The sequence below is a fragment of the Williamsia sp. M5A3_1d genome (assembly GCF_053345315.1).
This window is the reverse complement of sequence record NZ_JBKEZX010000003.1, coordinates 868,779-890,571: the sequence shown is the minus strand read 5'-3', so window position 1 is coordinate 890,571 and position 21,793 is coordinate 868,779. Positions and strand designations below refer to the sequence as shown.

Annotated in this window: 18 protein-coding genes and 1 other RNA gene; 13 read left to right on the top strand and 6 right to left on the bottom strand. The window is 69.1% G+C overall.

From position 1 onward, the window contains the following. The first annotated feature begins 117 nt into the window (after window positions 1-117). The 5 genes from sucB to ACLBW1_RS16410 all read left to right on the top strand — a co-directional run bounded on the left by sucB (window position 118) and on the right by ACLBW1_RS16410 (window position 5,535). A complete protein-coding gene (gene sucB / locus ACLBW1_RS16430; protein WP_447812855.1) occupies window positions 118-1,995 on the top strand; it encodes a 2-oxoglutarate dehydrogenase, E2 component, dihydrolipoamide succinyltransferase in 1,878 nt (625 codons plus the stop codon). Then, on the top strand, window positions 1,995-2,909 hold the full coding sequence (locus tag ACLBW1_RS16425; RefSeq protein ID WP_447812854.1) for a TIGR01777 family oxidoreductase: 915 nt from the start codon (window positions 1,995-1,997) through the stop codon (window positions 2,907-2,909). Before sucB ends, ACLBW1_RS16425 begins: the two co-directional genes overlap by 1 nt. Next, entirely contained in the window at window positions 2,902-3,672 is a 771-nt protein-coding gene (gene lipB, locus ACLBW1_RS16420) for a lipoyl(octanoyl) transferase LipB (protein WP_447812853.1), read from the top strand. The genes ACLBW1_RS16425 and lipB overlap by 8 nt, the downstream gene beginning before the upstream one ends. Next, window positions 3,669-4,724, top strand: a complete 1,056-nt coding sequence (gene lipA, locus ACLBW1_RS16415) for a lipoyl synthase (protein WP_447812852.1) — start codon at window positions 3,669-3,671, stop codon at window positions 4,722-4,724. The genes lipB and lipA overlap by 4 nt, the downstream gene beginning before the upstream one ends. A gap of 73 nt (window positions 4,725-4,797) precedes the next feature. Next, window positions 4,798-5,535 carry a DUF4191 domain-containing protein gene (locus ACLBW1_RS16410; RefSeq protein ID WP_447812851.1) on the top strand — a complete coding sequence of 246 codons (738 nt, stop codon included), beginning with the start codon at window positions 4,798-4,800 and terminating at the stop codon, window positions 5,533-5,535. 21 nt (window positions 5,536-5,556) lie between these two features. Here the strand turns inward: ACLBW1_RS16410 and ACLBW1_RS16405 are convergent, their stop codons facing one another. Further along, window positions 5,557-6,018: an RDD family protein gene (locus tag ACLBW1_RS16405; protein WP_447812850.1), complete on the bottom strand. Its 462-nt coding sequence runs from the start codon at window positions 6,016-6,018 to the stop codon at window positions 5,557-5,559. 119 nt (window positions 6,019-6,137) lie between these two features. Between ACLBW1_RS16405 and glnA (ACLBW1_RS16400) the strand changes: the two genes are divergently transcribed. From glnA (ACLBW1_RS16400) to ACLBW1_RS16385, 4 genes are all read left to right on the top strand, one after another. Next, window positions 6,138-7,571, top strand: coding sequence for a type I glutamate--ammonia ligase (gene glnA / locus ACLBW1_RS16400; RefSeq protein WP_447812849.1), 1,434 nt, complete (start codon window positions 6,138-6,140; stop codon window positions 7,569-7,571). A gap of 117 nt (window positions 7,572-7,688) precedes the next feature. Beyond that, the gene (locus ACLBW1_RS16395) at window positions 7,689-8,285 is read left to right on the top strand and encodes a sulfite oxidase-like oxidoreductase (RefSeq protein WP_447812848.1); all 597 of its coding nucleotides are present in this window, start codon (window positions 7,689-7,691) and stop codon (window positions 8,283-8,285) included. Between the two features lie 12 nt (window positions 8,286-8,297). Continuing rightward, complete coding sequence (locus ACLBW1_RS16390; RefSeq protein ID WP_447812847.1) at window positions 8,298-9,065, top strand: FAD-binding oxidoreductase; 768 nt, start codon at window positions 8,298-8,300, stop codon at window positions 9,063-9,065. Between the two features lie 127 nt (window positions 9,066-9,192). Beyond that, window positions 9,193-9,357, top strand: coding sequence for a hypothetical protein (locus ACLBW1_RS16385; protein WP_156378083.1), 165 nt, complete (start codon window positions 9,193-9,195; stop codon window positions 9,355-9,357). Window positions 9,358-9,368: 11 nt separating this feature from the next. Here ACLBW1_RS16385 and ACLBW1_RS16380 read toward each other — a convergent pair whose 3' ends face one another. The 4 genes from ACLBW1_RS16380 to ACLBW1_RS16365 all read right to left on the bottom strand — a co-directional run bounded on the left by ACLBW1_RS16380 (window position 9,369) and on the right by ACLBW1_RS16365 (window position 16,536). Further along, window positions 9,369-10,343, bottom strand: coding sequence for an endonuclease/exonuclease/phosphatase family protein (locus ACLBW1_RS16380; RefSeq protein WP_447812846.1), 975 nt, complete (start codon window positions 10,341-10,343; stop codon window positions 9,369-9,371). Between the two features lie 21 nt (window positions 10,344-10,364). Continuing rightward, window positions 10,365-13,418 (bottom strand): bifunctional [glutamine synthetase] adenylyltransferase/[glutamine synthetase]-adenylyl-L-tyrosine phosphorylase, encoded by a 3,054-nt coding sequence (locus ACLBW1_RS16375; protein WP_447812845.1) that lies wholly within the window; start codon window positions 13,416-13,418, stop codon window positions 10,365-10,367. Window positions 13,419-13,476: 58 nt separating this feature from the next. Continuing rightward, window positions 13,477-14,817 carry a type I glutamate--ammonia ligase gene (glnA, locus tag ACLBW1_RS16370; RefSeq protein ID WP_447812844.1) on the bottom strand — a complete coding sequence of 447 codons (1,341 nt, stop codon included), beginning with the start codon at window positions 14,815-14,817 and terminating at the stop codon, window positions 13,477-13,479. Window positions 14,818-14,901: 84 nt separating this feature from the next. Further along, window positions 14,902-16,536 carry an alpha/beta hydrolase gene (locus ACLBW1_RS16365; RefSeq protein ID WP_447812843.1) on the bottom strand — a complete coding sequence of 545 codons (1,635 nt, stop codon included), beginning with the start codon at window positions 16,534-16,536 and terminating at the stop codon, window positions 14,902-14,904. Window positions 16,537-16,714: 178 nt separating this feature from the next. Between ACLBW1_RS16365 and panB the strand changes: the two genes are divergently transcribed. From panB to ACLBW1_RS16350, 3 genes are all read left to right on the top strand, one after another. Continuing rightward, a complete protein-coding gene (gene panB, locus ACLBW1_RS16360) occupies window positions 16,715-17,560 on the top strand; it encodes a 3-methyl-2-oxobutanoate hydroxymethyltransferase (protein WP_447812842.1) in 846 nt (281 codons plus the stop codon). Window positions 17,561-17,622: 62 nt separating this feature from the next. Next, window positions 17,623-18,621, top strand: a complete 999-nt coding sequence (pip, locus tag ACLBW1_RS16355) for a prolyl aminopeptidase (protein ID WP_447812841.1) — start codon at window positions 17,623-17,625, stop codon at window positions 18,619-18,621. Next, complete coding sequence (locus tag ACLBW1_RS16350) at window positions 18,618-20,126, top strand: CYTH and CHAD domain-containing protein (RefSeq protein ID WP_447812840.1); 1,509 nt, start codon at window positions 18,618-18,620, stop codon at window positions 20,124-20,126. The genes pip and ACLBW1_RS16350 overlap by 4 nt, the downstream gene beginning before the upstream one ends. A 40-nt stretch (window positions 20,127-20,166) precedes the next feature. Here ACLBW1_RS16350 and rnpB read toward each other — a convergent pair. Continuing rightward, an RNA gene (gene rnpB / locus ACLBW1_RS16345) (RNase P RNA component class A) lies at window positions 20,167-20,591 on the bottom strand. Window positions 20,592-20,751: 160 nt separating this feature from the next. Between rnpB and ACLBW1_RS16340 the strand changes: the two genes are divergently transcribed. Beyond that, on the top strand, window positions 20,752-21,786 hold the full coding sequence (locus ACLBW1_RS16340; RefSeq protein ID WP_447813002.1) for an alpha/beta hydrolase: 1,035 nt from the start codon (window positions 20,752-20,754) through the stop codon (window positions 21,784-21,786). Window positions 21,787-21,793 lie beyond the last annotated feature (7 nt).

Here is a 21,793-nt window from a genome sequence, read left to right as displayed (position 1 = left end):
GGTAGGGTTTCGACCGAGGGCGCGCAACCTCGCCCCGACCTTCTGCCCGCGAGCCACACCCGCCGCGACCGGGCAGATCCCGCACCATCGGAAACACGAGTCGAGGAGTCGACAAGCATGGCCTTCTCTGTTGAGATGCCCGCCCTGGGTGAAAGCGTCACCGAGGGAACAGTCACCCGGTGGCTCAAGCAGGAGGGCGACGAGGTCACCGAGGACGAGCCGTTGCTCGAGGTCTCGACCGACAAGGTCGACACCGAGATCCCCGCTCCCACTTCCGGTGTGCTGACGAAGATCCTCGCCCAGGAGGACGACGTCGTCGAGGTCGGTGGCGCACTCGCCGAGATCGGTGACGCCGACGAGGCGAGCAGTTCGTCCGACGATTCCTCCGACGACGGCGATGACGACGCCGGGTCCGACTCCGACGATTCCTCCGACGAGGCCGGCGGGACCGCGCCCACCGACACCGAGGGCGACTCCCCCGCCGACGAGCCCGAACCGTCGGCCGACGCCGACGAGCCGGCGAAGAAGCCGACCGCGGGCGCGAAGTCCGGTGGGAGCTCCGAGGGCACCGACGTCACCATGCCCGAGCTGGGCGAGTCGGTCACCGAGGGCACCGTCACAAACTGGTTGAAGTCCGTCGGCGACGAGGTGGCCGAGGACGAGCCACTGCTCGAGGTGTCCACCGACAAGGTCGACACCGAGATCCCGTCGCCGGTCGCCGGCACCCTGCTCGAGATCATCGCGAACGAGGACGACGTCGTCGAGGTCGGTGGACGACTCGCGGTCATCGGTTCGGCCGACGCCGCCTCGTCGGGTTCCGACGAGCCCGAACCCGAACCCGAGAAGGAACCCGAGCCCGAGGCGAAGTCCGAGCCCGAACCCGAGAAGAAGGCCGAACCCGAGAAGTCGGAGAAGCCGAAGAGCGAGACCGCGGAGTCCCAGCGCGAGCCGGAGACCCCGCCGTCGTCGTCGGAGACCGGCGAGAAGCCCGAACCCGACGCGAAGAAGTCCGACTCCTCGTCCGACAGCGCGTCGTCGACGCCGTACGTGACCCCGCTGGTCCGCAAGCTCGCCGGCGAGAACAACGTCGACCTCGACTCGGTCAAGGGCACCGGCGTCGGCGGCCGTATCCGCAAGCAGGACGTGCTCGCCGCGGCCGAGGCGGCCAAGGCCCCGGCGCAGGAGAAGAGCGAACCGGCCCAGGCACCTGCGGCGTCGGCTCCCACCGAGACGAAGTCGGCCCCGAAGGGTGTGCGTCCCGAGCTCGCCGAGCTGCGCGGGACCACCCAGAAGGTCAACCGGATCCGCCTCATCACGGCGAAGAAGACCCGCGAATCCCTGCAGACCAGCGCACAGCTGACGCAGGTCTTCGAGGTCGATCTGACCCGTGTCGTCGCCCTGCGCGCCGCCGCCAAGGCGTCGTTCAAGGCGTCGGAGGGGGTCAACCTCACCTACCTCCCGATCATCGCCAAGGCGACGGTGGAGGCGCTCAAGGCGCACCCGAACGTGAACGCCAGCATCGACGAGGACGCCAAGGAGATCACCTACCACGGGTCGGTGAACCTCGGCATCGCCGTCGACACCGAGCAGGGTCTGCTGTCGCCGGTGATCCACAACGCCGACGACCTGTCGATCGCCGGGCTCGCCCGGGCCATCGCCGACATCGCGTCGCGGGCACGGGAGAACAAGCTCAAGCCCGACGAGTTGGCCGGTGGCACGTTCACCATCACCAACATCGGCAGCCAGGGCGCACTGTTCGACACCCCGATCCTGGTCCCGCCGCAGGCGGCGATGCTGGGCACCGGTGCGATCGTCAAGCGGCCCACGGTGATCACCGCCGAGGACGGTTCGGAGTCGATCGCCGTGCGCTCGATGTCGTTCCTGCCGTTGACCTATGACCACCGGCTGGTCGACGGCGCCGACGCCGGTCGCTTCCTCACCACGGTCAAGCATCGTCTGGAAGAAGCGGCGTTCGGGGCGGACCTGGGAGTCTGATGCGGGTGGCGATCGCCGGTTCGTCCGGCCTGATCGGTACCGCACTCACCGCGTCGCTCCGTTCCGACGGGCACGAGGTGCGACGCCTGGTGCGTCACGAGCCGCGGACGCCCGACGAGATCGGTTGGGCGCCCGAGTCGTTCGGGTTGACCCCGGACGCGCTCGACGGTGTCGACGCCGTGATCAACCTCTGCGGAGTGGGCATCGGCAACCGGCCCTGGTCGGGCGAGTTCAAGCAGAAGCTGCGCGACAGCCGCATGGTGCCGACCCAGGTGCTCGCCGACGCAATCCTCGCGACCGGGGTCCCGGTGTTCATCAGCTCGAGTGCCACCGGCATCTACGGCTTCGGTTCCGACGGCGACGGCAACCTCGGGAGCGGTGACGGGGACTTCCCCGAGATGACCGAGGACAGCCCTGCGGGCAGTGGTTTCCTCGCCGAGCTCGCCAAGGACTGGGAGCGCACCGCGGCGCTGGCCACCGACGCACGGGTGGTCGCCATCCGGACCGCGCCGGTGCTGTCGCCGTCGGGCGGTCTGTTGGGCAAGCTGCGTCCGCTGTTCAAGCTCGGTCTCGGCGGTCGACTCGGCGCCGGCCACCAGTACATGTCGTGGATCAGCCTCGTCGACCATGTCCGCGCGGTCCGGTTCGTGCTCGACCACGAGCTGTCGGGTCCGGTGAATCTCACCGCGCCGCAGCCGGTCACGAACGCCGAGTTCACCGCCGCCTTCGGCCGTTCGGTCCACCGACCGGCCGTGCTGCCGGTGCCCGCGCCGCTGCTGCGCCTCGCCGGTGGCGAACTCGCGCGCGAGATGCTCCTCGGCGGACAACGCGCGGTCCCCAAGGCGCTCACCGACGCCGGTTTCACGTTCGTCCACCCCACCATCGACGACGGCATGGAGTACGCCAATGCCTGACCCGCGGTCGGGACGCGCACGTCGCGTCACCACCCCGATCGAGGTCCGATCGTCGGGGCTCGTGGAGTACGCCGATGCCTTCGAGCTGCAGCACCGCCTCGCAGCCGACCGCGCCGACGGGACTCTCGACCACGACGTCCTGTTGTTGCTCGAGCACCCACCCGTCTATACGGCGGGCAAGCGCACCGCACCCGAGGACCGACCGTCGGACGGTACGCCGGTCGTCGACGTCGACCGCGGCGGCAAGATCACCTGGCACGGCCCGGGGCAGCTGGTGGGCTACCCCATCGTCGCTCTCGCCGAGCCCCTCGACGTCGTCGACTACGTGCGCCGCATCGAAGAGGCCATGATCTCGGTCTGCGCGTCTCTCGGAGTAGTCGCCGGACGTGTCGAAGGACGGTCCGGCGCGTGGGTGGCAGCCGATCCGGCGACCAGGCGCCCCGAACGCAAAATCGGTGCGATCGGCATCCGGGTGGCCCGCGGTGTCGCGTTGCACGGCTTCGCGCTGAACTGCGAACCCGATCTGTCGGCGTTCGGGACCATCGTGCCGTGCGGGATCCCCGACGCCGGGGTCACATCACTCGCCGTCGAACTCGGCCGTGCGGTGCCCGTCGACTCCGTGCGTGACGCCGTCGCCGACGCCGTCTCCGCAGCGCTCGACGGCACACTCGCAGCCGGTTCCGCCGAGGGTGATCCGACCGTGGCGACGGGCCCTGCGCCCGACGTGCCGCTGGTCGGGCACGGCGTAGCATCGATCCGGTGACTGTTCACCAGGACCATTCCCCGGACACCACCGATGCGGCTCCCGCGGCCCCGGCGGGCCGTAAGCTCCTCCGGCTCGAGGTGCGCAATGCGCAGACCCCGATCGAGCGCAAGCCGGAGTGGATCCGCACCCGCGCGACCATGGGCCCGGAGTTCACCGAACTCAAGAAGCTCGTCAAACGTGAGGGCCTGCACACGGTGTGCGAAGAGGCCGGGTGCCCCAACATCTATGAGTGCTGGGAGGACCGCGAGGCCACCTTCCTCATCGGTGGCGAACAGTGCACCCGCCGCTGTGACTTCTGCCAGATCGACACCGGCAAGCCCGACGACCTCGACCGCGACGAGCCCCGTCGGGTCGCGGAGAGCGTGCAGGCCATGGGTCTGCGGTACTCGACCATCACCGGTGTCGCCCGCGACGATTTGCCCGACGGCGGCGCATGGCTATACGCCGAGACCGTTCGCGAGATCAAGCGCCTCAACCCCGCGACGGGCGTCGAGCTGCTCATCCCCGACTTCAACAACGAGCCCGATCAGCTTGCCGAGGTGTTCGGATCCCGCCCGGAGGTGTTGGCGCACAACGTCGAGACGGTGCCGCGCATCTTCAAGCGGATCCGTCCCGCCTTCCGGTACCAGCGCAGCCTCGACGTCATCACCGCAGCGCGCGACGCGGGTCTGGTCACCAAGTCGAACCTGATCCTCGGCATGGGCGAGACGCCCGGCGAGGTGCGCGAGGGCCTGGCCGACCTGCACGACGCCGGCTGCGACATCATCACGATCACGCAGTACCTGCGCCCCTCGCCGCGGCATCACCCGGTCGACCGGTGGGTCAAGCCCGAGGAGTTCGTCGAACACTCCGACTTCGCCACCGAACTCGGCTTCGCCGGCGTGATGGCGGGTCCGCTGGTGCGGTCGTCGTACCGCGCGGGGCGCCTTTACGCGCAGGCGATGCGGCGTCACGGCCGCGAACTGCCCGAGTCGATGGCGCACCTCGCCGACGAATCGGGCGCATCGCAGGAGGCCACCTCGGTGCTCTCCCGCCTCGCCGCACGCTGACCCGGATGCCGGCGGCGGCGCGATGGCGCCGCCCGCGGCGATCGGCGTCCGCACCGCCAGTATCCTGAAACCCATGGCTAAGGCACAGGCGACCAAAGAGGCGAAGGCAGCTGCGAAGGCTGCCCGCAAGAAGGCGTCGCGCGACCGGCGCAAGCAGCTCTGGCAGGCCTTCCAGATGCAGCGCAAGGACGACAAGCTGCTGCTGCCGCTGATGATCGGCAGCCTCGTCGCGAGCATCGCGGTGTTCACCGTCATCGGTCTGCTCGTCGGCGCGTTGTTCTTCCTCATCCCGCTCGGCGTGGTCCTGGGTCTGCTGATCGCTTTCATCATCTTCGGTCGCCGTGTGCAGAAGAGCGTGTTCGCCAAGGCCGAGGGGCAGGCGGGCGCCGCGGGCTGGGCCCTGGACAACCTGCGCGGTCAGTGGCGGGTGAAGCAGGCCGTCACCGGTACCTCGCACCTCGACGCCGTCCACCGCGTGATCGGCAAGCCGGGCGTCATCCTCGTCGGTGAGGGCGCACCGAATCGCGTGAAAGGCCTGCTGGCGCAGGAGAAGAAGAAGATCGCCCGCGTCGTCGGCGACACCCCGATCTACGACGTGATCGTCGGCAACGACGACGGTCAGGTCCCGCTCAAGCGTCTCGAGCGACATCTCAACAAGCTGCCGAAGAACATCAACGGCAAGCGGATGGACGCTCTCGAATCACGTCTCGCCGCGCTCGGTGGTCGTCAGGGCGGCCCGGGGATCCCCAAGGGCCCGATGCCCGCCGGAGCGAAGATGCGCAATGTGCAGCGCTCGATGCGTCGACGCTGACGACGCGTCCGATCCGAGAGGTCAGCGCGAGCGGACCAGCGCGGTCCCGGTGGCGCGATCGTGCATCCCGCGACCGATCGCGTCGTTCACCAGCGGCGGCACGATGAACACGATCAGGATCTGACGTGCGACGGCGCGCACGATGCCGACCGATCCCCCGCCGTCGACACGGGCGACCCGCATCCCGACGATGAACTGGCCCGGGGTGAACGAGAACAGGGTGACGGTCACGACGCCGACGACGAACCAGACGGCGAGCACCACGGTCGACAGCGACGGCGACAGGAACCCCACGAACAGCAGGGACACGCCGTAACACATGACCCAGTCGACGAAGAGCCCGAGAACGCGCTGCCACGACGACACGAGCGAACCCGGACCGGATTCGGGCAGGCCGAGGGTCTCACCGCGATATGCCCCGACGTCGGTGTTGTCGAGGCCTGCCTGCGGACCCGACAGCCACGAACCAGTTGTACGACCCATGAATGCATCATAGGCCGCCGATCAGCGCAGACGCGGCGGCTAGTGTATGGAGTGCGCAACACCCCGTAACCGGCCACCTGTGACCACAGCGGCCGACAGCATGAAGGAGTCACCGACAGGTGTACAACACACAGGAAGAACTTCTCGAAGGCATCAAGAGCGAGGGCGTCGAGTACGTCGACATCCGCTTCTGTGACCTCCCGGGAGTGATGCAGCACTTCTCGATCCCGGCCTCGGCCTTCGACGAGAGCGTGTTCGAAGACGGTCTCGCGTTCGACGGTTCGTCGGTTCGCGGATTCCAGTCCATCGACGAGTCCGACATGATGCTGCTGCCCGACCCGGCGACCGCGCGGATCGATCCGTTCCGCAAGGCCAAGACGATGAACCTCAGCTTCTTCGTCCACGACCCGTTCACGCGTGAGGCCTACAGCCGCGACCCGCGCAACGTCGCGCGCAAGGCGCAGGACTACCTCGCCAGCACCGGTATCGCCGACACCTGCTTCTTCGGCGCCGAGGCCGAGTTCTACATCTTCGACTCGGTGTCGTTCAGCTCCGACATCAACTCGACGCATTACGAGGTCGAGTCGTCGTCGGGTTGGTGGAACGCCGGCTCGCCCGTCGATCCCGACGGAACCCCCAACCTGGGCTACAAGGTGCGCCCCAAGGGCGGGTACTTCCCCGTCGCGCCCTACGACCACTACGTCGACCTGCGCGACGAGATCTCCACCAACCTGACCAACTCGGGGTTCACCCTCGAGCGCGGCCACCACGAGGTGGGCACCGGCGGACAGACCGAGATCAACTACAAGTTCAACACCCTGCTCCACGCCGCCGACGACGTGATGCTGTTCAAGTACATCTGCAAGAACACAGCGTGGCAGAACGGCAAGTCGGTCACCTTCATGCCCAAGCCCCTCTTCGGTGACAACGGTTCGGGCATGCACGCCCACCAGTCGCTGTGGAAGGACGGCAAGCCGCTGTTCCACGACGAGGCCGGGTACGCGGGCCTGTCGGACCTGGCGCGCCACTACATCGGCGGCATCCTGCACCACGCACCGTCGCTGCTGGCGTTCACCAACCCCACGGTGAACTCCTACAAGCGTCTGGTCCCCGGCTACGAGGCCCCGATCAACCTGGTCTACAGCCAGCGCAACCGCAGTGCCTGCGTGCGTATCCCCATCACGGGCAACAACCCCAAGGCCAAGCGCCTGGAGTTCCGCTGCCCCGACAGCTCGGGCAACCCGTACCTGGCGTTCGCCGCGATGATGATGGCCGGCCTCGACGGCATCAAGAACAAGATCGAGCCGCACGAGCCCGTCGACAAGGACCTCTACGAGCTCCCGCCGGAGGAGGCGAAGGGCATCCCGCAGGCCCCGACGTCGCTCGCCGCGGTCATCGACCGCCTCGAGGAGGACCACGACTACCTCACCGCCGGTGGCGTGTTCACCGAGGACCTGATCGAGACCTGGATCAACCTCAAGCGTGAGAACGAGATCATGCCCGTGCAGATCCGTCCCCACCCGTACGAGTTCTCGCTCTACTACGACTGCTGAGTCGTCTCCGACGACCGACTGCTGAGTCGCGCACAGCAACTCGACCCTCCACCCGTCCTGCTCTCGAGTAGGGCGGGTGGAGTCGTCTGTGGGCCGCGAAGCGTCGATACTGTCCCCATGGCCGTCATCAACCCGCGCTTCCGTCGCAAGGAGCGTCCCGGACCGCAGCTGCCGCCCGGTCAGTACCTCACCACCGATTTCCCGGTGATGTCGCTGGCCGCGACCCCGATCGTGCGCACCGAGCGCTGGGCGCTGTCCCTCACGGCGCCGGACGGTGGCGGCCATCGGTGGACGTGGGCAGAGTTCACCGCCCTGCCGCAGCAGGAGATCACCGTCGACATCCACTGCGTCACACGATGGTCGAAGCTGGGGACCAGGTGGAAGGGCGTGTCGGTCGACACCCTGCTCGACGCCGCCGGGCTGCGCGACGCAGGGACGCACGTGATGGCGAGCTGCTACGGCGGATACACCACGAACATGCCGCTGGCCGACCTCGTCGACGGGAAGGCGATGATCGCCCACACCTTCGACGGCACGCCGCTCGCTGCCGAACACGGCGGCCCGGCTCGGCTCGTGGTGCCCCATCTGTACTTCTGGAAGAGTGCGAAGTGGGTCCACGAGCTGCACCTGATGTCGGCCGACGAACCCGGTTTCTGGGAGGCCAACGGCTACAACATGTACGGCGACCCGTGGCGTGAGCAACGCTATGCGTGACAGGTGGACGCGATGACGACGTGGCGGGTCGCGACCGTGGTGGGCGCGGTGCGTGAGACCGACACCGCGCGGTCGATCTGGCTGCACATCCCCGGTTTCCCCGGCGCTCGTGCCGGACAGCACATCGACATCAAACTGACCGCGCCGGATGGCTATTCGACGTCGCGCTCGTACTCGCTGTCCGATGTGCGGGAGGGCGGCGACACCGTCGCCGTCGGTGTCGAGGAACTCGATGACGGTGAGGTGTCGCCGTTCCTGGTGCACGACCTCGAGATCGGCGAACAGGTCGAGATCGCCGGCCCCATCGGCATGCAGTTCGTCTGGCCCCCGGTCGACACCGGCGCCGAACCAGGCACTCACAGCGGCGCCGACACCGATCCCTCCCGGCCGGTGCAGCTCGTCGCGGGCGGTTCGGGCATCACACCGCTGATGGCGATGATCCGCCTCCGGGAGACCACCCGACCGGAGACGACCATGCGATTGCTGTACTCCGCGCGATCGCCCGAGCAGGCGTTCTTCGGCGACGAGTTCGCCGCCTTGGCCGCCGCCGATCGACTCCACGTCGACTGGTTCTTCACCCGCACCGCCGGGCCCGGCGACACCCGCCCACCCGGGCGCATCACCCGCGAGGAGTTCACGGCGGCGATCCTGCCCGTCGAGTCACGACCACTTCTGTACCTGTGCGGGTCGAGCGAGTACGTCGACACCCTCGGCGAGTGGCTGCTCGACGCCGGCTACCCGATCGAGGACATCCGCATCGAACGGTTTCTCGCCGCCTGACACCGCCTCCCCGCCCCGACTCTTCTCGCCCGGACCGGACCCGCGAACCCGGGCCGGGTCAGTAGGGTCGTCGGAGAGGGGTCACATCGACGATCCCCGCGCGACGACGAGAAAAAGGTGAGCGATCGTGAGCTTCGAACAGGCAGCAGAACGCGCCGACACCGCGGCGGGTATCGCCGCGATCGCGAAATCCCACCTCGACGACGATCGCGGACACGCGTTGCTCGCGGAGTCGGTCGAGACGCTGGCCCAGGCGGTCGCCGCCCTGGCACGCGCACAGACCACGGACTGACGCAGGCGGGATCAGTTCACCGCCAGCCGCACCACCAGCGCGCGGTGATCCGATCCCGGCACCGACACGGTGCGCAGTGAGCGCGCGGTGAAACCATGCGACACAACGTGATCGATGGCGATCACCGGAGGGAACCAGCGGTCTGCGGGATAGGTCATCGCCCAGCGCGCCCCGGCCTGCTCGGTCGCGTCACCGAACCCGTTGTCGGCCAACGCACGGAACTGCTGGTGATCCCAGGTCGAGTTGAGGTCACCGCTGACGATCACGTGGGCCCCGCGGGCCGCGTGGACGGTCTCGCGCAGGGTGCGCATCTCCCGCACCCAGCGATCGGGTTTGTACGGATACGGCGGGATCGGGTGCACCGCGAACACCGTCGTCGCCGGGGCGCCCGGCAGATCGACGACCGCCCGCAGGTTGTTCAGGGCGTAACCGTCGAGGGCGACGGTGTCGCGCAACGGGTACCGGCTCGCGATCGCCGTTCCCACCCCACCGGTTCCGGGGACCGCATACAGATACGGCATCGTCGCCCGTAGATCGGTGGCCTGCAGGCGCGTGAGCGCCTGCGGTGTCAGTTCCTCGATGGTCAGCAGGTCGGCGCGTTCACGCGACACGATGTCGACGAGCTCGCCGACGTCGCCGGCACCGAGCTTGATGTTCAACTGCACCACGACGATCGCACGGCCCGCGGGCGCGGTGGATGCGACCAGCAGCGGCAGCTGGGTGGTGAGGCCGGCGACAGCGAGGGCCAGTGTCAGCGCCACCGAGATCCACCGGCGCGCCAGCCCCAGCAGGAGTACCGCGGGGACCGCCGCGAGCAGAAGCCACGGCACCGCCGAGGCCGCGGCGGTGGAGACCCGCCCCCGTCCCGGATACCAGTGCAACCACAGCGCCGTCATCACCACCGCGGCGAGCGCCCAACCGACGAGCACTGCGACGACAGTTGCGAAGCGTGCCAGCGGACGTCGTTCGTGTGCGGCCGTCCTCACCACGGCCACACCGACATCGGATCAGCCACCGAAGACCTTCAGGACGACGGCCTTGGCGCGACGGGTGACCCGCAGGTAGTTGTCGAGGAACTCCGACGCCTGATCCTCGGGCCATCCCGCGGCGAACGCGACGGCGCGCAGTTGCTGCCCCGGCCCGGGGAGTTGGTCGATCGCCTTGCCTCGCACCAGCACCAGGGCGTTGCGGGCCTTGGTCGCGGTCAACCATGCCTCCTTGAGCAGCCCCACGTCGGTCTCGGAGAGGATCTCGGCCGATCCGATGGCGTCGAGGCACTGCAGCGTGGAGGTGTTGTGCAGCGAGGTCAGACGGTGCCCGTGGCGGAGTTGGAGCAGCTGCACCGTCCACTCCACATCGGCGAGCCCACCGCGACCGAGTTTCGTGTGCGTCGCCGGATCGGCCCCGCGCGGCAGCCGCTCGGCGTCGACTCGCGCCTTGATCCGACGGATCTCACGCACCGCGTCGGCCGAGACACCTCCATCGGGATAACGGATGCGATCGGCCATGTGGAGGAAGGCGACGCCGAGGTCCTCGTCACCGGCGACCTGATGGGCGCGCAACAGCGCCTGGATCTCCCACGGCTTCGCCCACTGGCTGTAGTAGGCGCGGTAGGCCGCCAACGTCCGCACCACCGGTCCGTTGCGCCCCTCGGGCCGCAGACCGGTGTCGATCTCGAGCGGCGGATCGGCACTGGGGGTGTTCAGCAGGGTGCGGACACGGTCGGCGATGGTGTTGGCCCACCGCACCGCCGCGGCCTCGTCGACCTCCCCTGTCTCGCCACCGTCCCCCTCGGGCCGGATCGGATCGCAGACGAACAGCACATCGGCGTCGGAGCCGTATCCGAGTTCCTGACCGCCGAGACGCCCCATCCCGATCACCGCGATCCGCGCCGGGGCGGCGGCCCCACGAGCAGCGGCGGATTCGGCGATCACGACCTTGAGCGCCGCGTTGAGCACCGCCGCCCACACACCCGACAACGCCGCGCACACCGCCGGGGTGTCGAGCATCCCGAGGATGTCGGCCGAGGCGACCCGGACGAGTTCGGCTCGCCGGTGCGACCTCGCGACCGCGATCGCACGTTTGGCGTCGGACTGGCGGACCGCCGAGGCGATCAGACCGTTGGCGACGTCGGACAGCGGCACCTCGCACAGCTTCGGGCCCGACGCGGAGTCGGCGTAGAGGCGGATCACCTCCGGCGACCGCATGAGGAGCTCGGAGACATACGCCGACGCGCCCAGGACATGCATCAACCGTTCGGCGACAAGACCGTCGTCCCGCAGCAACCGCAGGAACCAGTCCTGGTCGGCGAGGCTCTCGCACAGGCGGCGGTAGTTCAACAGCCCCGCGTCGGGATCGGGTGTGTTGCTGAGCCATTCGAGCAACGTCGGGAGCAGCAGCTCCTGGATCTGACCGCGGCGCCCGGCCGAGGACAGCAGCGCGCGCAGATGACTGAGCGCGTGATCGGGTTTGTTGTAACCGAGTGCGGCGAGGCGCTTGGTGGCCGCGGCATCCGACAGTCGCAGTTCGTCGGCATCGATGCGGGTGACGGCGTCGAGCAGCGGACGGTAGAACAACTTCTCGTGCAGACGACGCACCCGTAGCGACTGCCTGCGGATCTCCGCGCGCAACGACGCCGCCGCGTCGAGATCGCCTTCGGGCCGGATGTGGGCCGCGCGGGCGAGGAAGCGCATGGCCTCGCGGTCGTCGAACTCGGGCAAGAGGTGGGTGCGCTTGAGCTTCTGCAGCTGCAGACGGTGTTCGAGCAGCCGCAGGAACTCATACGACGCCGTCAGGTTGGCGCCGTCGTCGCGGCCGACGTATCCCCCGGCGGTGAGCGCGGTGAGCGCGTCGACGGTCGATAGCACGCGCAGCGAGTCGTCGACCCGACCGTGGACCAGCTGAAGGAGCTGCACGGCGAACTCCACATCGCGCAGGCTGCCGCTGCCCAATTTCAGTTCGCGCGACCGCAGGTCGGCGGGCACCATCTTCTCGACCCGGCGGCGCATCGCCTGGACCTCGGGCACGAAGTCCTCGCGTTCGGAGGCCTCCCACACCATCGGCGACACCGCGTCGAGGTACTCGGCGCCGAGGGCCATGTCGCCGGTCATCGGTCGCGCCTTGAGCAGCGCCTGGAACTCCCAGGTCTTGGCCCAGCGCTGGTAGTAGGCGACGTGCGAGGCGAGCGTGCGGGTGAGTGCGCCCGCCTTGCCCTCGGGCCGCAGCGCGGCGTCGACCTCGAAGAACGCGAGCGTGCCGATCCGCATGACCTCGCCGGCGATGCGGGCCGACATGCCGTCGGCGGGGTCGCTGACGAAGATGACGTCGACGTCGCTGACGTAGTTCAGTTCGCGCGCACCGCATTTGCCCATCGCGATGATCGCGAGACGTACCGGCAACGCCGCGTCGCCGCAGACCTCACGGATCGCGACGGCGAGCGAGGCGGTCAGGGCGGCGTCGGCCATGTCGGCGAGGTACCGACCGACCTGCGGGAACCACAGCACCGGTTCGTCCTCCACGGCAGGCGCGAGATCGCGGGCCGCCAACTGCAGCAGGATGTTCCGGTACGCGGTCCGTAACGCGACCACCGCGGCGGGGCCCGTGATCCCCGCCCGATAGACGCGGTCGCCACGCTCGAGAGCGCCGGGTTCCGGTACCGCGTCGACCGCGGCGAGCATGGTGGCCAGCACCTCGTCGAACCCGGGCAGGCCGTCGTCGGTTGTCGGGTCGGGGTCGAGCAGATGCCAGGTGTCGGGCTCGGCGACGAGGTGATCGCCGAGGGCTTCCGAGGCACCGAGTACCGCGAACAGCCGGCCGCGGAAGGTTCGGCGGCCACGGATGCGGTCGTCGACCTCGGTCCAGGTGTCGCCGACCGCGGCACGTAACCGGATGAGCGCGCGCAGCGCGAGGTCGGGGTCGGGCGCGCGCGACAGCGCCCAGAGCACATCGAGATCAGCGGGCGTGGTCCACCCGAGCGTCGCCAGATCGGCCGCCGCGGAGTCGTCGATCAATCCGAGACGCGCAGGGCCGGGTACCGCCGCCCTCGATGGGAGTGAACTCACGGACACGACCGTAGTCGGCGCCACCGCGCCACAGCGCGCGCGACCGGCCGATCCGCGCCTACAGCGCCAGGTAGCTCTTCAGCTCGAACGGCGTGACCTGGCTGCGGTAGTTGTTCCACTCGGTCCACTTGTTGCGGAGGAAGTAGTCGAACACGTGCTCACCGAGCGCCTCGGCGAGCAGTTCCGAGGACTCCATCGCCTTCAGTGCGTCACCGAGGCTGCCCGGGAGCTCCTTGTAGCCCATGGTGCGGCGCTCTGCCGACGTCAACGCCCACACGTCGTCCTCGGCCTCGTCGGGCAGTTCGTACTGCTCGGCGATGCCCTTGAGTCCGGCGGCGAGCAGCACCGCGAAGGTGAGATACGGGTTGCAGGCGGAGTCGGGGCTGCGGACCTCGATGCGCCGCGACGAGGCCTTGTTCGGGGTGTAGAGCGGCAGCCGGATCAGTGCCGAACGATTGGCGCCGCCCCAGCTCGCCGCCGTCGGGGCCTCGCCACCGTGGATGAGTCGCTTGTAGCTGTTGACCCACTGGTTGGTGACCGCGCTCAGCTCCGAGGCGTGGTGGAGGATCCCGGCGATGAAGTGCTTGCCCGTCTGCGACAGCTGCATCGGGTCGTCGGGGTTGTGGAAGGCGTTGGTGTCGCCCTCGAACAGGCTCATGTGGGTGTGCATCGCAGAACCGGGATGCTCGCTGAAGGGCTTGGGCATGAACGTCGCCCACACGCCCTCACCGATCGCGACCTCCTTCACGAGGTAGCGGAAGGTCATCACGTTGTCGGCCATCGACAGTGCGTCGGCGTAGCGCAGGTCGATCTCCTGCTGGCCGGGGGCGCCCTCGTGGTGGGAGAACTCGACCGAGATGCCCATCGACTCCAGCGCGTCGATGGCGTGGCGTCGGAAGTTGGGCGCGCTGCCGTGCACGACCTGGTCGAAGTAGCCGCCGGTGTCCGACGGCGTGGGCGGCGACCCGTCGGTCGGCGCGTCCTTCATGAGAAAGAACTCGATCTCGGGGTGGACGTAGCAGGTGAAACCCTGGTCGGCCGCCTTGTTCAGCTGCCGCCGCAGCACGTGGCGTGAGTCGGCCCACGACGGTGTGCCGTCGGGCATGGCGATGTCGCAGAACATTCGCGCCGAGTGGTGCTTGCCCGCACTCGTCGTCCACGGGAGGACCTGGAAGGTCGACGGGTCGGGCTTGGCGATGGTGTCGGCCTCCGACACCCGCGAGAACCCCTCGATCGACGATCCGTCGAAGCCGATCCCCTCGGCGAACGCACCCTCGAGTTCGGCCGGCGCGATGGCCACCGACTTGAGATAGCCCAGGACGTCGGTGAACCACAGTCGAACGAATCGGATGTCTCGTTCTTCGAGGGTGCGAAGGACGAATTCCTTTTGGCGGTCCATGGTTCAGAGGCTAGAAGCGCGCTGTTAAATCCGTGTTACAGATGCGGATCGGGGTCGCTCAACTGGGGCTCGACTACCGGCGTCTCAGCATGTGGCACCCACCGGCGGCAACGTGAGATCGACGAGGTACTTCGTCAACGGGTCGTCGAGGCACGCGTTGCCCTCGAACGACGCGGTGTGCTGGGTGCCCCGGAAGGTCATCAGGCGGGCACCGAGCTGACCGGCCAGCGAGACACCCGCGGCGTACGGCGTGGCGGGATCGTCGGTGGTCGACACCACCACCGTCGTCGGCAGACCGGCCGCGGCGATCCGATGCGGCTGCGAGGTGGGGGACACCGGCCAGAACGCGCACTCGTCGGCCGAACCGCGCCCGGTTCCCCGACCGTCGTCGCGGAACGGCGCCGCCCGTCGTAGATCGGTGTCGAGTCGGTCGATCGTCGCGCGGTCGGTGATGGGTGGTCCGTCGACACAGCGGATGGCGGTGAAGGCGTCGGCGCTGTTGTCGTAGCGACCCGAGCGGTCGCGTCCCTCGTACAGGTCGGCGAGCCGCAGCATGGTGTCGCCACGTCCGCCGGCGAGTTCGGCGAGGCCGTCGCGGAGGTACCGCCACAGGTTCTTGCTGTAGAGCGCCTGCCCGGTGCCGGTGAGGGCGTCGCCGTAGGTAAGTCCCCGCGGATCGGTCGTCGGCGCGGGCCGACCGATGAGCGGTCGGGTGAGTTCCTGGTACCGCGCGGTGGCCCGGGCCGGGTCGGTGCCGAGCGCACAGCCACGTCGGGTGACACAGTCCGCGGCGAAGCCGTCGAACGCTCGCTGGAATCCCGCGGTCTGCGCGACGACGTCGGCGACCGGGTCGGCTGACGGGTCGACGGCGCCGTCGTTGACCATCGCCCGCACACGGGTCGGGAACCGTTCGGCGTAATCGGCGCCGATGAGCGTGCCGTAGGAGTAGCCGAGATAGTTCAGCTGCTCGTAGCCCAGGGCGCCGCGCAGCACGTCCATGTCGGCGATCACGTCCGCCGTTCCGACGTGGGCCAGGAAGTCGCCGCCCATCTGACGCGCGCATGCCGAACCCACAGCCGCATTGCGCTTCTCGACCGCGGCGATACCGGCGGGGCTGGTGTCGACCCAGTCGCGGGCACGCACCGCGTCGCGCTCGGCGTCGGTCCGACAGCGGATCTGCGGCGTCGAACGTCCCACGCCGCGGGGATCGAAGCCGACGACGTCGAGGGTCCGACTCACGTCGCGGTCGGCGAAGTCTGCGGCGGCCGAGGCCATGAAGTCGACACCCGATCCCCCGGGCCCGCCGGGGTTGGTGAGCAGGATCCCGTTCGCCCGGTCGGCGGCCTTGAGCCGGAACACCGCGAGCGACGCCGTCGCACCCGTCGGGTCGGTGTAGTCGACCGGGACGGTCAGTCGGCCACACTGACTACGCTGCTGCGGATATCCACCGTCGGGGGCGAACTCCGCACACGACCCCCACGCGATGCGTTGGCCGTAGAACCGGGCGAGCGGTCCGCTCACCGGCGCCGCCGTCGGATCCGGTTCCACCGAGGTGCCCGACCCGTTCGAACTCGAATCCGGCACCGGTGCGCCGAGATCGAACCGCTGCGTGTTCGTGCTCGCGCAACCGGCGATCAACAGCACCGCGGCGAGAACCGACCAGCGCAGTCCCCGACGCTGCCGGCGGGACGGTTCGACTGTCGACGTCGGGTGCGGCATCGCCCCATCGTGGCACGGCGCGGCCGACCCGGACCTCCGCGAGGAAGACGCGGAGACGATGTGAGGCACGGCACACCGCAGAGACCTGGGACGTCGTGGCGTGCGAGTGCCACACTGGTGGCGTCCACATCCACCCGGGTACTCGCACCGCGAGACTCGAGGCACGAAAGAGACGACGATGTCTGACAGCTCTGTCTATGGCGCCCCCTCCACCGCGCCGACCTCTCCCCGCCGCGTGACCCGCGTCCACCACCTCGCCCAGATGAAGGCCGAGGGTGAGAAGTGGTCGATGCTCACCGCCTACGACTACTCCAGCGCCCGCATCTTCGATGCGGCGCAGATCCCGGTACTGCTGGTCGGCGACTCCGCCGCCAACGTGGTCTACGGCTACGACACCACCATCCCGGTGTCCATCGACGAGCTGCTTCCGCTGGTCCGCGGCGTGGTGCGCGGTGCCCCGCATGCGCTGGTGGTCGCCGACCTCCCGTTCGGCAGCTACGAGGGTGGCTCGGCGCAGGCACTGACCTCGGCGATCCGCTTCTTCAAGGAGGGTGGCGCGCACGCGGTGAAGCTCGAGGGCGGTGAGCGCGTCGCCGACCAGATCGCCACGTTGAGCGCCGCGGGCATCCCGGTGATGGCCCACATCGGGTTCACACCGCAGAGCGTCAACGGCCTCGGCGGTTTCCGCGTCCAGGGCCGCGGCGACGCCGGCGATCAGCTCGTCGCCGACGCGATCGCCGTCGCCGAGGCCGGCGCATTCGCCGTCGTGATGGAGATGGTCCCGGCCGACCTCGCCGGCCAGATCACTCGCAAGCTCACCATCCCCACCGTCGGCATCGGTGCGGGCAACGAGACCGACGCACAGGTTCTCGTGTGGCAGGACATGGCCGGCTTCACCCACGGCAAGACCGCGAAGTTCGTGAAGCGGTACGCCGACATCGGCACCGACCTGCGTGTGGCGGCCGAGCAGTACGCCGACGAGGTGCGCCGTGGGACGTTCCCCGGTCCCGAGCACAGCTACTGAACCGACGACCCGCGCGCCGCGCGCGTGACCGATGAGGTGGCCACACCCGGCATAGTGGTCACATGCGCGATTTGTACCCGGCGATCGAGCCGTACCGGCAGGAGATGCTCGACGTCGGTGACGGGCAACGCATCTACGTCGAATGCAGCGGCGACCCGAACGGGAAGCCCGTGGTGTTCGTCCACGGCGGGCCCGGCGGGGGGACGTCGGCGGATCAGCGCCGCTTCTTCGATCCCTCGCACTACCGGATCATCCTGTTCGATCAACGCGGTTGCGGGCGTTCGACTCCGCACATCGCCGATGGCGCCGACCTCTCGGTCAACACCACCGGGCACCTGATCGCCGACATGGAACGCATCCGCACCCATCTCGAGGTCGAGCGGTGGCAGGTGTTCGGCGGGTCGTGGGGTTCCACCCTGGGGTTGGCCTACGCCCAGACCCACCCCGAACGGGTCACCGAGCTGGTGCTGCGTGGCATCTTCCTGCTGCGCCGCAGTGAGATCGACTGGTACTACAACGGCGGTGCCGCACACCTCTTCCCCGATGTGTGGGAGGGATACCTCGCGCCGATCCCCGAGTCCGAGCGCGACGGCGATCTCGTCGCGGCCTACCGGCGACTCCTCGCCTCCGACGACCCCGACGTGCGCACAGCGGCCGCCACGGCGTGGACGAACTGGGAACAGAGCACCAGTCATCTGCTGCCGACCCCCGACGGCGACGACGTCGACACGCGTTTCGATCTCGCGTTCGCCTCGATCGAGAACCACTACTTCACCCACGGCGGCTTCCTCGACGACGGTCAGCTGCTCCGTGACATCGACCGCATCGCCCACATCCCCGGCGTGATCGTCCAGGGCCGATACGATGTCGTGTGCCCGATGCGTAGTGCGTGGGATCTGCACCGCGCGTGGCCGTCTGCCGATCTACGCGTCGTCGACGACGCCGGTCACGCCTCGTTCGAGGCCGGTATCAAACACCATCTGGTGGAGGCGACCGACCGCTTCGCGCGCACGCCCGCAGGCACCGACACCACCGAGGACAAGGACACACGCACCCCATGACCGCGCACGAGCAGATCGAGATCGAGCTCAAGTTCGACGTCGCCGCCGGACGGCCGATCCCCGACCTGACCGCGCTACCCGGTGTCGCCTCCACGTCCGGCCCGATCGAGGAGAACCTCGACGCCACCTACTTCGACACCGAGAACCTCGACCTCGCCGACAACCGGATCACGTTGCGGCGCCGCACCGGCGGCCACGACGAGGGGTGGCATCTCAAGCGGCCCGCGGGTACGGGCGGACGCCGCGAGCGACAGGTGCCGCTCGATCCCGACGACGCCGATCCCGCGACCGGCATCGCGCACGCGACCGTGCCCGGCGAGCTGCTCGAGCCGGTCCGGGTGCACGTACGCGGGCGGGCACTGTCGCCGGTGGCGGTGATCGGCACCCGACGCCAGATCACCGAGGCACGCGACGACGACGACCGTCTGCTCGCCGTCTTGTGCGCCGATCTGGTGACCGCGCGATCGCTGCTGCCCGGCGGCACCGGCCAGACGTGGTCGGAGTGGGAATTCGAACTCGTGGACGGCGACACCGACCTCCTCGGACCCGCCGAGGAACTGCTGCGCGGGGCCGGCGCCACCACCGCCTCGAGCGCGTCGAAGCTCGCCCGCACCATCGGCGCGATGCCCTCCCACCGTTCGACGAAGCCGCTGCCGAAGAACCCGACCGCGCTCGAACTCGTGATCACCGAGTTGTCGCGTCACCGCGACCAGCTCGTCGAGTGGGACCCGGCGGTACGTGCCGACGTCGACGACGCGGTCCACCAGATGCGGGTCGCGACACGCAGGCTCCGCAGCGTGCTGCGCGCGTTCGACACGGTTCTCGGCGGCACCGCGCGCGACACCATCGGCGACGAGCTCAGGGAGTTGGCCTCGGTGCTCGGGGTCGCCCGTGACGCCGAGGTCACCGCACAGCGCTACGCCGAACTCCTCACCGACGAGAACGCGTCGGATGCGCTGCGGGCCGCACTCGTCGACGAACAGGAACGCAGGTACCGGCGTGGCCTGCGGGTCGCGGTGACGGGCATGAACTCCGCCCGCTACTTCACGTTGCTCGACGCCATCGACGCACACCTGGCCGATCCGGTCGCAGGCCCCGACGGTGAGCGGCCCGCGAAGAAAGCCCTGCGTGACGCCGTCGACGCAAGCCGTCGTTCGGTGCGCAAGGCGCAACGCAAGCTCGCCGAGCTCGACCGGGGAACCGAGGAGTGGACCGAGCAGATGCACACGGTCCGCAAGAAGGCCAAGCGGTTGCGCTACATCGCGGAGGCGGGCGCGACGCTCGGCGTCTCCCGACACAAGCGGGTGGGCTCGACGGCCAAGAAGATCCAGTCGCTGCTCGGGGATGCGAACGACGCGTCGCTGAGTCGCGAACTGCTCGCCGAGGTCGCCGCGAACGTCACCGCGCCGGGTGACGCCTTCGTCCTCGGCCGTCTCGACGCCCGCGAACAGCAACGTCACGCCGAGGCGCTGCACCGTTACGACGCCATCGCCGACGCCTTCTGACAGGCAGACCCCGGTGGGCGCGGCTGCGCCGGGCGGGGTGCGAACGAGTCGACCTGTAAGCCGGATCCTGTCCCGACCACGGGGGTCGGGGGCGATCATCCATCTGGACACACCGTCGCCGGGTGCCTCGAGCGGTCCACCCGCAGGCTCGGGCGAGCAGCCCTCGAACGCCTGCGCAGCCGCACCTCGCGGTGCGACCTTCGACCTTGCTCCTGGTGGGGTTTACCGAGCCGTCGTGGTCACCCACGGCGCTGGTGCGCTCTTACCGCACCGTTTCACCCTCACCGAACCCCACGCCCGAGGGCGTGCGGTGTCGGCGGTCTGTTCTCTGTGGCACTTTCCCGCGGGTCACCCCGGGTTGCCGTTAGCAACCACCTTGCTCTGTGGAGTCCGGACTTTCCTCGATCACGGGCGTATCGCCCGACGGCGACCGTTCCCGCAGACCGCGATCGCCCGGTCGGCTCGTTCGCCCGCTTATGATAACCGCCGGTCGTCTGTACTCCGGTCGTCGTCGCACACACGGCGGCACCGGACCGGCGACGTGTACGCGACCTGGGGGGTTCGAACAATGGCCACGCTCGACACACAGACACTCGGCACAACCGATGCGGCACGTCCGAGGATCATGCGGTTCGTCGCCGTGATCCTCACTCTCGTCGCGCTGGTGGCGACGGCAGCGCTCAACCAGCCTGTCGCCCACGCGGCGCCCCCGACGCCAGGCGTCACGACGTCACCCGGCGTCACGCAGACCCCGTCGACCGCCCCGGCCGCGCGGGTGGTGTCGGTGGTGATGACCTCGTCGCAGAAGGCGCGCCTGCGCGTGTTCTCCCCGTCGATGCGCAAGATCATCTCGGTCGACGTACTGCTCCCCCGTGACCGGAGCCGACCGCGCCCGTCGCTGTACCTGCTCGACGGTATCGACGCCGGCGTCCTCACCGGTTACCGCCAGAGCGGGTGGACCGACCAGACCGACATCGTGCGCTTCATGGCCGACAAGTCCGTGAACGTCGTCCTGCCGATCGGCGGGACGGCGAGCTATTACACCGACTGGGACCGCACCGATCCCGTTCTCGGCGTGAACAAATGGGACACGTTCCTCGCCTCCGAACTGCCCCCGGTGATCGACCGGACGTTCCGCGGCAACGGCACCAATGCGATCGGCGGTGTCTCGATGGGTGCCACGGGCGCGATGATGCTCGCCGTCCGCCACCCGGGTCTCTACCGCGGCGTCGCGGCGTTCAGCGGGTGTCTCGATCTCCTCGACCCGACCGCCGCGGCGGCCACGCAGGGCAGCATCCTCACCCGCGGTGGCAACCCCGACAACATGTGGGGTCGGCCGGGGAACGCGCAGTGGCGGGCGCACGACCCGGCATCACAGGTCGGTGCGCTGAGGGGCACCGCGCTCTACCTCGCCGTCGGCAACGGCCTGCCCGATCTGTCCCTCGGACTCGCGGGCATCGCGTCGCCGGTCGGTGGTGTGTTGGAGAGCGGAGCGCTGACGTGCACCCGACTGTTCGACCGCGCCGCACGACGCGCCGGTGTGCGAACCACCATCGACTACCGGGCCGGACTGCACTCGTGGGGGTACTGGAATCAGGATCTGCACCGCGCCTGGCCGACGGTGGCACGCGCGCTCGGGGTCCCGGTCGGCCGGCGGTAGCGTCGGC